At 73.8% G+C, this 12,442-nt stretch carries 12 protein-coding genes; 9 read left to right on the top strand and 3 right to left on the bottom strand.

The window, feature by feature from the left end; translation table 11 throughout:
* Positions 1 to 81 precede the first annotated feature (81 nt).
* Entirely contained in the window at positions 82 to 735 is a 654-nt protein-coding gene (locus tag ACWCRA_RS12670) for a hypothetical protein (protein WP_351556215.1), read from the bottom strand.
* A 122-nt stretch (positions 736 to 857) separates the two neighbouring features.
* Here ACWCRA_RS12670 and ACWCRA_RS12665 point away from each other — a divergent pair, with 122 nt between their 5' ends.
* From ACWCRA_RS12665 to ACWCRA_RS12635, 7 genes are all read left to right on the top strand, one after another.
* A complete protein-coding gene (locus ACWCRA_RS12665; protein ID WP_351556212.1) occupies positions 858 to 1,133 on the top strand; it encodes a hypothetical protein in 276 nt (91 codons plus the stop codon).
* Positions 1,130 to 1,513, top strand: coding sequence for a helix-turn-helix domain-containing protein (locus ACWCRA_RS12660; protein ID WP_451067416.1), 384 nt, complete (start codon positions 1,130 to 1,132; stop codon positions 1,511 to 1,513). The genes ACWCRA_RS12665 and ACWCRA_RS12660 overlap by 4 nt, the downstream gene beginning before the upstream one ends.
* 119 nt (positions 1,514 to 1,632) lie before the next feature.
* Positions 1,633 to 2,169, top strand: coding sequence for a 2-oxo-4-hydroxy-4-carboxy-5-ureidoimidazoline decarboxylase (gene uraD, locus ACWCRA_RS12655; protein WP_351556206.1), 537 nt, complete (start codon positions 1,633 to 1,635; stop codon positions 2,167 to 2,169).
* Between the two features lie 37 nt (positions 2,170 to 2,206).
* Positions 2,207 to 2,575, top strand: coding sequence for a hydroxyisourate hydrolase (uraH, locus tag ACWCRA_RS12650; RefSeq protein ID WP_351556203.1), 369 nt, complete (start codon positions 2,207 to 2,209; stop codon positions 2,573 to 2,575).
* Between the two features lie 167 nt (positions 2,576 to 2,742).
* On the top strand, positions 2,743 to 3,648 hold the full coding sequence (gene pucL, locus ACWCRA_RS12645; protein ID WP_451067415.1) for a factor-independent urate hydroxylase: 906 nt from the start codon (positions 2,743 to 2,745) through the stop codon (positions 3,646 to 3,648).
* A gap of 28 nt (positions 3,649 to 3,676) precedes the next feature.
* Positions 3,677 to 5,062, top strand: a complete 1,386-nt coding sequence (locus tag ACWCRA_RS12640; protein WP_451067414.1) for an 8-oxoguanine deaminase — start codon at positions 3,677 to 3,679, stop codon at positions 5,060 to 5,062.
* A 955-nt stretch (positions 5,063 to 6,017) separates the two neighbouring features.
* Positions 6,018 to 8,156: a hypothetical protein gene (locus ACWCRA_RS12635; RefSeq protein ID WP_451067413.1), complete on the top strand. Its 2,139-nt coding sequence runs from the start codon at positions 6,018 to 6,020 to the stop codon at positions 8,154 to 8,156.
* 10 nt (positions 8,157 to 8,166) lie between these two features.
* Here ACWCRA_RS12635 and ACWCRA_RS12630 read toward each other — a convergent pair whose 3' ends face one another.
* Together ACWCRA_RS12630 and ACWCRA_RS12625 are read right to left on the bottom strand one after the other, a co-directional pair.
* A complete protein-coding gene (locus tag ACWCRA_RS12630; protein ID WP_451067412.1) occupies positions 8,167 to 8,817 on the bottom strand; it encodes a TIGR03086 family metal-binding protein in 651 nt (216 codons plus the stop codon).
* 86 nt (positions 8,818 to 8,903) lie between these two features.
* Entirely contained in the window at positions 8,904 to 9,392 is a 489-nt protein-coding gene (locus ACWCRA_RS12625) for a beta-class carbonic anhydrase (protein ID WP_451067411.1), read from the bottom strand.
* A 198-nt stretch (positions 9,393 to 9,590) separates the two neighbouring features.
* Between ACWCRA_RS12625 and ACWCRA_RS12620 the strand changes: the two genes are divergently transcribed.
* Together ACWCRA_RS12620 and ACWCRA_RS12615 are read left to right on the top strand one after the other, a co-directional pair.
* Positions 9,591 to 11,267: a YfcC family protein gene (locus ACWCRA_RS12620; RefSeq protein ID WP_451067410.1), complete on the top strand. Its 1,677-nt coding sequence runs from the start codon at positions 9,591 to 9,593 to the stop codon at positions 11,265 to 11,267.
* Positions 11,268 to 11,404: 137 nt separating this feature from the next.
* Positions 11,405 to 12,355 (top strand): fibronectin type III domain-containing protein, encoded by a 951-nt coding sequence (locus tag ACWCRA_RS12615; protein ID WP_351558963.1) that lies wholly within the window; start codon positions 11,405 to 11,407, stop codon positions 12,353 to 12,355.
* The last annotated feature ends 87 nt before the right edge of the window (positions 12,356 to 12,442 follow it).

The following is a 12,442-nucleotide window of genomic DNA, read 5'->3' as shown; positions in this document are numbered from 1 at the left end:
CCGCCCCGCCGGGGAGCCCCGCGCCTCCGCCACACGAAGAGCCCTCCGCCGGCTCCGAGCGGGTCGATCCCGCCGCCGCACTCAGGCCCCCGTGAGCACCAGCCGCATCGCCGCCGCGTTCACCGGCTCCGCCCTCCCCGTCACCTCCAGCACGAACAGCGGCACCCCCAGCCCCTCCGCCCGCGCCCTCGTCTCCTCCGCGTACCCCGCCAGCGCGAAGTACGCGGTCGACGCCGACGCCGCCATCCCGCTCAGCCACAGACACTCCACCTCGCGCGGCAGCACCGGCCGCGCCGAGGGATCGACCCGCGCGATCAGCCCCGCCGCCCGTACACCGGCCCCGCCGGGCGGCCGGAACTCCTGCCGCACCACATCCCGGTACCCCAGCCACCGCAGATACCGCGCCGCCACGGTCACGGCGTCCCGCTCGTTCCGTATGGTGACGGGCCGGAACAACGGGCGCGGCGACGGCCCCGCCGGACGCACCGGCATCCGCAGCACCACCCCGCAGGGACACCCCAGCTCCGGCTGCGGCCAGTGGTCGCGCCGACCGCACCCGCCGCAGCGCACCAGCACCCAGTCCTCCGCCCAGGTCCTGCGGGTCACCCGCTCCGGCGGCGCGGCCGGCAGCAGCGGCGGGGCCAGCGGCTCGCCGCACGCACAGGGGTAGACCGGCGCGGTGTACTCATGCTCGCGCCGGCAGGACGGACAGCGCACCGGTACCGCGTCGGACATCCCTCACCCACCCCACCGTCACCACCGTTGTGCCTCCATCGTCCACCAACGACCCCACCGGAGGGAGAGGTTCCCCCATCCCGTCGCCCCGGCCCCCGCTCCCGGGGCGTTAGGTTGTGCGGGTGCGACTGAGAGTGGAGTTCACCACCGAACCCTTCGACCTGGACGAGACCCCGGCCCACGCCGTCGTCGCCCGTGAGGTCATCGGGGCGCCCGGGGCCGGACTCGACGCCGTGGACGTGGGCCCGTTCGGCAACACCGCCGAGGGCACCGCCGACGCGGTGCTCGGCACGGTCGGCGCGCTGCTGCGCCGCACCCTGGCCGCCGGCGCCACCCGGATCTCGCTCCAGGTCACTGTGGCCGATGAGGTCAACACGGCCGTCGAGGACGGCACATGACCGGGCCCCCGCCGGGCGACCACCCGCTCGCCCGGGCCGTCGGCCCGCTGGTCGAGGCCCTCGGCGCCGAGCTGATCGCCCCCGGGCAGGCCGGCCCCGACGACGTGGTCCTCGCCTGGGAGGGCGAGAGCGTCGTCGCCGTGCGGCTGCCGCAGCTCTCCGAGTCGCTGGGCCGGCTGCTGGCCGCCCTGGAGCGCCGCCACGGCAGGCCGCTCGCCGAACTGGACCGCAGAACCAAGCAGTCGGTGGTGCGGAGCCTGGAGGCGCGGGGCGCGTTCTCCGTGCGCCACGGGGTGGAGACGGTCGCCGAGGCGCTCGGAGTGAGCCGCTTCACCGTCTACAACTATCTGAACAGGGAGAACGCGGCGAAGGGCGGCTGACCCCGGCCTCCGGGCGCCCCATCGTGCTTCAACAGACTGTTGACGGCACCGGGCGGAGGGCGTTAGCTGTGGGCCCACCCCGCGCGCTCCCGCCCGCCCCACGGCCCACGGAGGCTCCCGTGACGTCGACTCCGCACCGCCCGCCGCCCACCCCTCCCGTACCGCCCGCCGGGCTCGGCCCGTTCAACGCCGCGCCGGAGCACTCCGCCGCCGCGGCGCTCCACCGGGTCTGCGCCAGCACCACCTGGTGCGAGCGGGTGCTCGCCGGCCGCCCCTACCCCGACCCGGAGGCCCTGCTCGCCGCCGGTGACACAGCCCTGGCCGCGCTGACGCCGGACGACCTGGCCGAGGCCGTCGCCGGGCACCCGCCGATCGGCCGCCCGGAAGCGGGGGACCCGCTCTCCTCCCGGGAACAGCGCGGGATGGACGGCGCCGACGACGCGCTCAGAGCCGAGATGCACCGGCTGAACCTCGCCTATGAGCGAAGATTCGGCCATGTCCTGCTGATCTGCGCCACCGGTCTGACGGCCGGACAGCTGCGGGACCGGGCCCGGCTGCGGCTCGGGAACCCGCCCGAACGGGAGCGGGAGGCGATCCGCGCCGAACTGGGCGGCATCAACCGCATCCGGCTCGCCCGCCTCGCGGCCGACATCTGAAGCGCGGGCCCCGACGCCTCACGGAGGAGGACAGCGCATGCGCACGGACACCACCGCGTCGGTCTCCACCCACGTCCTGGACACCGCCGCCGGACGGCCCGCCGCCGGGGTCGCCGTCACCCTCTCGGCCCGGCGCGGGCCCCGGGCCGCGTGGGTGGAGATCGGAGCCTCCGCGACCGGCCCGGACGGCCGCTGCCAGGATCTGCCGCCCCTCCCGGCGGGCACCGTCCACGCCCGCCTCGACTTCGCCACCGGGCCCCACCTCGCCCGGGAACACCCCGGCACGGACCCCTTCCTCCCCTTCTTCCCCGAGGCGGCCGTGACCTTCGCGGTCGTGGCCGGTGAGCACTACCACGTACCCCTGCTGCTCAGCCCGTTCGGCTACTCCGTCTACCGGGGGAGCTAGGGCCCTGCGCCGGGACCTCGCCGGGACCTCGCCGGGCTCGCGTGTCCGGTGGGCACGGGAGGCACGGGAGGCACCCCCACCGCAGTGGCGCGATCCTCCGCCTGGCGACGCACGGCACCGGACCCCGCTCACTGATCCCGCCCGATCCCGACGAAAGGCCCTGGTCCATGCCCACGATTCTCGGCCAGAACCAGTACGGCAAGGCGGGTGTCCGCGTCGTCCGGGTCATCCGCGAGGGCGCCGTCCACCACATCAAGGACCTCACCGTCTCGGTGACCCTCGCCGGAGAGTTCGACGAGGCCCACTACTCCGGCTCCAACTCCGGCCTGCTGCCCACCGACACCACCAAGAACACCGTGTACGCCTTCGCCAAGGAGCGGGGGATAGCCTCCGCGGAGGAGTTCGGGATCGAACTGGCGCGCCACTTCGTCACCTCGCAGCCGGCGGTCCACCGGGCCGGCATCCGGATCGAGGAACACGGCTGGAGCCGCGTCGAGAACTCCCCCGGGGACGGCGGAACGGGGCACTCCTTCGTCCGTACCGGGCGGGAGACCCGGGTCAGCCGGATCGGCTACGACGGCGAGCGGTGGCAGGTGGTCTCCGGGCTCGACGGCCTCACCGTGCTGAACTCCACGGACTCCGAGTTCTCCGGCTATGTGAAGGACAGGTACACCACACTCCAGGAGGCGTACGACCGGATTCTGGCGACCGATGTCCGTGCCCGCTGGCGCTACTCCTGGGCCTCGGACGCCACCCGTGCGCCCGACTGGGACACCTCGTACGGACAGGCGCGCGCGAACCTGCTGCGGGCCTTCGCCGAGACCTACTCGCTCTCCCTCCAGCAGACCCTCTACCGGATGGGGGCGTCCGTCATCGAGGGCGACGGGGAACTGGACGAGATCCGCCTCTCCCTGCCGAACAACCATCACTTCCTGGTGGATCTGACCCCTTTCGGCCTCACCAACGACCACGAGGTCTACCTCGCCGCCGACCGCCCCCACGGGCTGATCGAGGCCACCGTCCTCAGGGACGGAGCCCCCTCCCTGATCCCGCCCGGCCCGGGCGCGGTCTGACCGTCCGACCGAGGAGAGAGGTTCCGCCATGCCGGGTGCGCGTCGCATCGTCATCGAGAACTGCGCCATCGCGACCGTGGACGCGGAGGACACCGAGCACCGCCGGGGGCATCTCGTCGTCGCGGACCATCTGATCGAGTCCGTCGGCGCGGGGGACGCGCCGGGCGGGCTGGAGAACGTCGTCCGCCGTGTCGACGCGTCCGGGCACCTCGCCACCCCCGGGCTGATCAACACCCACCACCACTTCTACCAGTGGATCACCCGGGGGCTCGCCACCGACCACCGTCTCTTCGACTGGCTCGTCGCGCTCTATCCGACCTGGGCCCGGATCGACGAGGAGATGGTGGGCGCGGCGGCACGCGGCTCGCTCGCGATGATGGCGCGCGGCGGGGTCACCACCGCCGCGGACCACCACTATGTGTATCCACGGGGCGCCGGGGATCTGTCCGGGGCGATCGTCGGCGCCGCGCGCGAGCTGGGTGTACGCCTCACTCTCGCGCGGGGCTCCATGGACCGGGGCACCTCCCTGGGAGGGCTGCCGCCGGACTTCGCCGTCGAGACGCTCGACGGCGCGCTCGCCGCCACCGAGGAGACCATCGCAGCGCACCACGACCCCTCGCCCGGGTCGATGACCCGGATCGCGGTGGCGCCCTGCTCCCCGTTCTCCGTCTCCACGGAACTGATGCGCCAGGGCGCCGAACTCGCCCGGGGCGCGGGCGTGCGGCTGCACACCCACGGCTCGGAGACCGCGGAGGAGGAGCGGTTCTGCGAGGAGCTGTTCGGGATGGGGCCCACCGACTACTTCGCGTCCACCGGGTGGCTCGGGCCGGATGTCTGGCTCGCCCACTGTGTCCACCTGGGCGACCGGGACATCGCCGCGTACGCCCGTACCGGCACCGGTGTCGCCCACTGCCCCTCCTCCAACGCCCGGCTCGGCGCCGGTATCGCCCGGGTCCCCGATCTTCTGCGGGCCGGGGTGCCGGTCGGCCTCGGGGTCGACGGGACCGCCTCCAACGAGTCCGGCGAACTCCACACCGAACTGCGGAACGCCCTGCTCATCAACCGGCTCGGCGCCCACCGGGAGGCCGCGCTGACAGCCCGCCAGGCGCTGCGTCTGGGCACCCACGGCGGCGCCCGGGTGCTCGGCCGCGCGGACCACATCGGCTCCCTGGAGCCCGGGAAACTCGCGGACCTGGTCCTCTGGAGGCTGGACACCCTCGCCCACTCGACCATCGCCGACCCGGTGGCGGCGCTGGTGCTGGGGGCGCCCGCGCCGGTGAGTCTGTCGCTGGTGCACGGCAGGGCGGTGGTGGAGGACGGGCGGCTGACCACCGCCGACGAGGCCACGATCGCGCGGGTCGCCCGCGGGGAGGCGCGCCGCCTGGCCCGTATCGCCGCCGGGGACCCGCCGTAGCGACAACCCGGGCACCCCGCAGCCCGGGCGCGTGCGCCATCGCCCCCACCGAACCGTGAGCGGCACGACCCCGGCCGGCCGGTTGAGCGGCACGACCCCAGCCCCACCGGTTGAGCCGTGCGACCCCCGCTTTTTCATGGGTTGAGCCGTGCGACCCCCGCCCCACCGGTTGAGCCGTGCGACCCCCGCCTTTTCATGGGTTGAGCCGCACGACCCCCGCCTCTCCGCGGGTTGAGCCGCACCTCTCCGGTTCCTCCGGAGCGTAGGCCAGGCCCACCCAGGCTCTCCGGCGTGTGAGCCACCCCTCCCAGCCTCTCCGGCGTCTGGGCAGCACCACCTCACCCTCGCAGGTGGGCGAGGCACGAAATCCAGCCTCGCTGGGGGCACCTCCCAGAGGCAGCTCTGGGGGAGTTTGAGGCAGCACCACCCCCAGCCCCTCCGGCGTTTGAGCCGCAGCACCCCAGCCCCTCCGGCAAGCTGAGCCGCCACCCCCAGCCCCTCCGGCGATTGAGCAGCACCACATCAGCCCCTCCGGCGTTTGAGGAGCGGGGGTTCGGGGGCTGGCCCCCGACCGTGGCCCGCAGGGTGCGGGGTCCTGTGGCACGGGGTCCGTCCTCAAGCGCCGGACGGGCTGGGTTTGCCGAACGGGCTGGGTTTGCCGGACGGGCTGGGTTTGCTCGGGCTGTCCGGGGTGCGGGGTCAGTCCTCAAGCTCCCCCAGAGCCGGCTCTGGGAGGTGCCCCCAGACGGGCTGGAGTTGTGCGGGTCACCTGTGGTGCGGGGGCCGTCCTCAAGCTCCCCCAGAGCCGGCTCTGGGAGGTGCCCCCAGACGGGCTGGTTCTTGCGGGGTGCGGGGTCCTGTGGACCAGGGGCCGTCCGGGAGGTGCCCCAGACGGGCTGGAGACGCACAGGTGCGGGGCGGGGGGTTGTCAGACCCCCGTGGGATGCTCGGGAGCATGGACCGTGAGCAGCTTTTCGCAGATCTCGACCGCGTGCGCTGGCGCGACCTCGACCACGCCTACGGCGAGGCCGACGACCTGCCCGCCCTGCTCCGCGCGCTCGCGGCCGACGACGAGCGGGCGCAGGAAGCCCTGGAGGAGCTGTGGAGCACCATCCTCCACCAGGGCACGGTCTACGCGGCCACCGCCGAGACCGTCCCCTTCCTCGCCCGCCTCGCCTCCACCGGAACCCTCCCCGCCGAACTGCTCGCCCTCCTCGGCGGCATCGCCGAGAGCCGGGACGAGCACGGCACACCCCACCCCGGGTCCTGCCGCGCGGCCGTCGCCCGCCAGCTCCCCCTGATCCTCCCGCTGTTCGGCTCGGACGACCCCGAGGTGCGCGCCTCGGCCGTCTGGGCCGCCGGCCGCACCGGCTCCGTCGCGGCCCTGCCCGAGCTGCGCCGCCACTGGCGGTCGCGGGAGGAGCTCCCCTCGGTGCGGGCCGAGTTGCTCGCCGCCATCGCCGCGGTGGACCCGGTGGGCGGCGCGGCCGCCGCGTTGGCCGCCCTCACCCCCGACACCCCGGCCGAGCTGCGCGTCGTCGCCGTGCTGACCTCCCTGGACCTGGGCCTCGCCTGGACCCCCGCGCACCGGGAGGCGATGGTGTCGCTGCTGCCCGCCGGCCCGCATGTGGCCGGCCGTATCGACGCCGACCACGGCGAACCCCTCCACTACGCGGTGGACGCGCTGCTGCGCCGCGACACCGACGCCGACCGGACCGGGGCGTACGAGCTGATCGAGGCCGCGCTCCGGCTGCCGGACCCCGGGGCGCGGGCGGAGGCGCTCTGGGCGGCGGAGCACGCCTGCATGATCTCGCGCGGCGCCCCGGCCCGGCTGGCCCCCGCGCTGCTGGCCCTGATCGGGGACCCGTCGTCCACGGTCACGGCAGCCGCCCTGCCGGTCCTCGGCAAGCTCGGCGGACACGCGGCCCCGGCCGCCCCGCTGCTCGCCGCGCTCGCCGCCCCGGCCGGCGATCTCGCGGACCGGGCGCTCGAAGCGCTGCTCCGGATCGCGCCCGAACAGGCGGGCCCGCTCCTCGCCCGCGATCTGGACGGCAGGCCCCGCACGATGCGCGCGGTGACCGGTCGTCCCGGCCGCCTCCCCGCCCTCGGCATCCCCTACGCCACGGAGCTGCTGAACGCGATCCGCATCAGGCTCACCCGGATCGCCGGCGCCGACGACCCCGCCGCGGGCGACCCCGACGGCCTGGCCGGGCTGCTGCGGAGCTGGGGCCCCCGGGCCGCCGCCGCCCTGCCCGAGCTGTCGGCCCTCTGCGAGCGGTTTCCCACCGGGACGGCGGAAGCGCTCGCCGCGGTCTGTCCGCCGGAGCACCGGGAGGAGACCGCCGCTCTTCTGCGGCGTGCCGCCGCTGCCGAGTCGGCGCGGGCGGCGGGCCGCCGGGCGGCGGCCGAGGCCCTGCGGACCCTCACCGGGGAGACGGGCCCGCTGGTGAGCGCCCTCCAGGAGGCGCTGGCCGAGAGCCCGGACCCCGGGACGGCGCGGGCGGCCGGCGAGCTGGGCCCCGAGGGGAAGACGCTGGTCCCGGAGCTGCGGCGGGCCCTGACCCCACGGGGCCGGAAGCGCGTCGCCCATCAGCTGAACACCGACACGCAGGCCGCGCTGGCGCTGTGGCGGCTGACGGGCGAGGCCGAGGAGCCGGTGCGGGTGCTCGGGGGAGTGCTCGCGGAGGCGGCGGACGGGATGTGGACGCGCGGGGAGCTGGCGCTCGCGGCCCGCGCGGCCGGCTGCCTGGGCGCCGAGGCCACGTCCCTGGCCCCCGCCCTGGAGGGCCTGCTCGACGACCCCCGGCAGGCTCCGGGCGCCCTGCTCGCGCTGCACTCCATGGGTCAGCCGGCGGACCCGGTCCGGGCCGCCGGTCTGCTGCTTCTCTCGGCCGAGCTGGGCGTGGAGTGGGAGACGGCCCTGGAGGCCCTGGACACCCTCGGCCTGGTGGCACTGACCCCGGAGGTGACGGCCCGGCTCACCGCGCTCGCCGAGCGCGATCCGCGCGTGGTGGTCTCGGGCCCGGAGCCGGAGATCATCCCGGGTGACGAGCGGCTGCGCGCCCGCGCCCGGCAGTTGCTGGCACCCTCCTGACCCGCCCGGCTCAGCCCCCGGGGCGCCAGTCGGGCCGGCTCCCGCTCAGACCCACCACCCGGTCGAGCAGCGGCGCCGTGCCGGGGACCTCCACCACCGGCCCGAACATCCCGGCCCGGCCCGCGTCGTCCCCGTCCGGGCTCAGCAGCCGGTAGGAGGTGCGCAGACTCGACTCCGCGGGCGCGTACTCCTGTCCGGTGGCACGGGCCAGATCCCATCCGTGGACGACCAGCTCATTCACCGCCACCCGGCCGGCGATCCCGGCGGGCAGCTCCACATTTCCGGCCCGGGTCGTCCCCTCCCACGCGGCGGGCCGCTCCCAGGCCGCCGCCAGTTCGGTGAGCCGCCGGGGGAGCAGCGACCGCCACTCCTCGTCCAGCACCGGCAGCGATTCCCCCGGGTCGGTGTCGGTCGTCGGGCCGAACTCCTTCCGGGCCGCGTCGCGGAAGGCCGCGGAGAGCAGGGTGAGATGCCCGAGCAGCTCCCGTACGGCGTACCCGGGGCAGGGTGTGGGGTCCCCGAGCCGGTCGTCCCCGATCGCGTCGAGCAGCCGGGCCACTCCGTCGGCGGCCGGCCGCATTCCGGCGTCGTCGACCGGGTCGGGGGCGCCGGAGCGGTCGGAGGTGTGCGGGGTCGGTGGGGTCGGTGAGGTTTCGTTCATACAAGAGGAGACCATCCCGGAGCCGGAAACTCATCTCCGCGCCGCCGCCTTCGGAACGGAATCCCCCGTGTGCCCCCTGCCCGCGCTCACTTCACTTCCGTCAGCCTTCCGTCGGCCACGTCGAAAACGAATCCGCGGAGGGATTCCTTGTGCGGAATGGAGGGGTCGACCTCGATGCGCCGCACGGACTGCCGTACATCGTCCTCAAGGTCGCGGAAGGCCTCCGGAGCCCAGGAGGGACGGATTCCGGTGTCCCCTTCGATCTGCTGTTTGAATTCATCGTCCTTGAAGGTCAGCATTCCACAGTCGGTGTGGTGGATCAGCATGATCTTCCTGGTGCCGAGGAGCCGCTGGCTGATGGTCAGCGAGCGGAGTACGTCCTGGCTGACGACCCCTCCCGCGTTGCGGATCACATGCGCGTCGCCCTCCCGGAGCCCCAGAATCCGGTAGATGTCCATGCGGGCGTCCATGCAGGCGACAACCGCAAGCCGCCGGGCCGGCGGCAGCGCGAGCGGCCCCGAGAAGGCCGCCGCGTACGACACATTGTTCGAAACGTATTCATCGATGACGGACATGATTTCCTCGCACGTCGAATGACCCGGCCGAGCTCCCGGATTCCCACCGGGAAAGGTAGCGATCGAGAATTCGAACACGGAAGACCTCACCGGAAAATGTCACGGCGCGGCAACAATAGGAGCGCCGGACCCCTGTGATCCATTGTTCTCACTCACCTTGAGCCGAGCCGGCCGCACGGGCCGTGAGGGGGTCCAGCGATGTATCCGGAATCCGGGGCCGAAGGCCCGTCCGGCCCGCCGGCGACGGCCTCGGGACGGACCCCGGAGCACACCTCGCGGCGGACCGGGGAGCGGGCCGGGGAGCGGGCCGGAGGGCAGGGGCCGGGGCAGGTCCAGGGACCGCCTTCGGGACCGGCTCCCGGCGGGCCTCCCGACGGGCCGGCGGACGGAGCGCGCAGGGCCTTCCCCAGCGCGCTCACCGTGCTGGTCCTGGTCACCCTCGCGGTCTGGGCGGTGGCCTTCCTCATTCCCCCGGGGTCCTACGACCACGACCCGGACGGCGCGCCCGTCGAGGGCACCTACCACCGGGTCGACAGCGGGCGGAGCCTCACCGACCGCCTCGGCGATCTCTTCCTCGCCCCGGTCAACGGCCTCTACGGCATCCAGGACCAGAGCTCCGGAGAGGTCGGCCCCGATCTCACCGGCGAGTTGTACGGGAGCGCCGGGGTCTTTCTCTTCGTCCTCGCCATCGGCGCCTTCATCACCGTGGTCTTCGCCACCGGCGCACTCGACCTCGGCATCGCCCGTCTCGCCCACCGGCTGCGCGAGCGCGGTGCCCTGCTGATCGCCGGGGTGATGCTGGTCTTCTCCCTCCTCGGCACCGTCGAGGGCTTCGCCGAGGAGACCCTCGGCTTCTACGGGCTGATCGTGCCCCTGATGCTCGCCCTCGGCTACGACCGGATGGTGGCGACCGGCACCATCATCCTGGGCGCGGGCATCGGGGTGCTCTGCTCCACCGTCAACCCCTTCGCCACGGGGGTCGCCTCCTCCGCCGCGAACATCTCCGTCGGCGACGGCATCGCGCTGCGGGCCGCGATGTGGGTGGTCCTCACGGCGGTGACGATCGGTTACGTCGTCCACTACGCGCGGCGCGTCCGCCGGAACCCGGACCGCTCCCTCTCCGGCTTCCTCCCCGGCGACCGCGAGCACGCCGTGGCCCGGGAGGAAGCGGGCGCCCCGCCGGAACTGACCGCCCTCCACCGGACCGTACTGATCGTGGTCGCCCTGGTCTTCACCTTCATGATCTTCTCGGTGGTCCCCTGGGCGAGCGCCCTGAGCGGTGACGCGGACGCGGTCCCGTACGGCTTCGAACTCGGCTGGTCCTTCCCCCAGCTGGCGGCGCTCTACCTGGTCGCCGCCGTCCTGGTGGGGCTGATCGCCCGCTTCGGCGAGCAGCGGCTCAGCGCCACCGTGGTCCAGGGGGCGGCGGACTTCATCTCCCCGGCGCTGGTGATCGTGCTCGCCCGGGGGGTCACGGTCATCATGACCAACGCGCAGGTCACCGACACCGTGCTGCACTCCATCGAGGGCGTGGTGCGCGGTACTTCCTCGGGGCTCTTCGCGGTCATCGTCTTCGTCGTCAACCTCCCCTTGTCCTTTCTCATCCCCTCCACCTCGGGCAACGCCACCCTGACGATGCCGATTCTCGCCCCGCTCGCCGACTTCGCCGGGGTCTCGCGGGCCGTGGTGGTGACGGCGTGGCAGTCGGCGAGCGGCTGGATGAACCTCTGGGTCCCCACCACGGCGGTCACCATCGGCGGGGTGGCGCTGGCGAAGGTGGGATACGACCGGTATCTGCGGTTCGTCTGGCCGCTGCTGGCCATTCTGGCGGTACTGATCTGCGGATTCCTGGTGGCCGGCGCGAACCTGACCTGAGCGGTGGCCGAGGGGCGGCCGAGCGGCGGTGGCCGACCGTGGGCCGACCGGGAAATCCCGGTGAGGTCTTGATGTACGGACGTCCGGTGTGTCATATAGGTCTGGACCATTCTCGTCCGCTTGCGGAGGTCCCACCCGTGCAACGTCCCCCCACACTCCTCGCGCTGGCCGTTCTGACCGCGCTCACCCTCACCGCCTGCGGAGGTGACGACAAGGACACCGAGTCCCCCACGACTCCGTCCGGTGTCACCGCGCAGGCGGGCAGCGCCACTTCCGTCCATGTGATGTGGGAGAAGTCCTCCGACAACCGGGCCGTCACCGGCTACGAGGTGTTCCAGAAGGGCAAGAAGGTCCACTCCCTGCCCGCGACCAAGACCATGGTCGACGTCGACCGGCTGAAGCCCAGCACCGCGTACAGCTTCACCGTGCGGGCCCGGGACGCGGAGGGCAATCTCTCCGAGCCCAGCCCGGCGATAGCCGTGACCACGCCCAAGCCCACCCCCGAGGACAAGAAGCCGCCGACCCGGCCGGTGCGGCTCAAGGGCGAACTGGACGGCAAGCGGGCCGTCGTCCTCACCTGGGGCAAGGCCACCGACAACACGGCCGTCACCTCGTACGACATCTACCAGGAGGACTCCCGTGTCCACAGCGTCGCGGGCACCGAGTCCCGCGCCAGGGTCACCGGGCTGCGCCCCGGCACCGTCTACACCTTCACGGTGCGGGCGCGGGACGCGGGGGAGAACTCCTCGCCGGACAGCAACGCCGTGGATCTGACCACCGCCGCCGACCCCGGCGAGGGCCCCAGCACGGCCCCCACCGATCTGCGGGCCGAGGTCCGCAAGGGCAGCATCGAACTGAGCTGGACCCCGCCGAAGGCCGACGGCGAGATCGACTCCCATGAGCTGTATCTCAACGGGAAGCCCGCGACCACCATCGTCTGGGGCGCCATGCCGGCGGACGGCAAGGCGAAGTACACCATGACCGTCACCGAACCGGCCGGCACCCGCTACAGCATCAAGCTCCGGGCGAAGCTCCCCGACGGCAAGTGGGGCGACTTCTCGGCCCAGCGGACGGTCGTCGTCCGCTGAATCGACTCGCGGTGTCCGCCCCGGCCCGGGGGGCGGGGCGGGCACCGCGGAGTTCAGCCGCCGGCCGGGGCGGCGGAGGCGAGGGCC

This window comes from Streptomyces sp. NPDC001889 (assembly GCF_053594535.1).
This window is presented reverse-complemented; position numbering and strand designations above follow the sequence as displayed.

What these genes read in the sequence shown, in the direction of transcription:
- ACWCRA_RS12660 (WP_451067416.1), top strand. Translation starts at nt 1,130, where the DNA reads ATGACCGGGCCCCCGCCGGGCGACCACCCGCTCGCCCGGGCCGTCGGC.
- uraH (WP_351556203.1), top strand. Translation starts at nt 2,207, where the DNA reads ATGCGCACGGACACCACCGCGTCGGTCTCCACCCACGTCCTGGACACC.
- ACWCRA_RS12630 (WP_451067412.1), bottom strand. Translation starts at nt 8,817, where the DNA reads ATGAACGAAACCTCACCGACCCCACCGACCCCGCACACCTCCGACCGC.
- ACWCRA_RS12670 (WP_351556215.1), bottom strand. Translation starts at nt 735, where the DNA reads ATGTCCGACGCGGTACCGGTGCGCTGTCCGTCCTGCCGGCGCGAGCAT.
- ACWCRA_RS12625 (WP_451067411.1), bottom strand. Translation starts at nt 9,392, where the DNA reads ATGTCCGTCATCGATGAATACGTTTCGAACAATGTGTCGTACGCGGCG.
- ACWCRA_RS12620 (WP_451067410.1), top strand. Translation starts at nt 9,591, where the DNA reads ATGTATCCGGAATCCGGGGCCGAAGGCCCGTCCGGCCCGCCGGCGACG.
- ACWCRA_RS12635 (WP_451067413.1), top strand. Translation starts at nt 6,018, where the DNA reads ATGGACCGTGAGCAGCTTTTCGCAGATCTCGACCGCGTGCGCTGGCGC.
- ACWCRA_RS12640 (WP_451067414.1), top strand. Translation starts at nt 3,677, where the DNA reads ATGCCGGGTGCGCGTCGCATCGTCATCGAGAACTGCGCCATCGCGACC.
- pucL (WP_451067415.1), top strand. Translation starts at nt 2,743, where the DNA reads ATGCCCACGATTCTCGGCCAGAACCAGTACGGCAAGGCGGGTGTCCGC.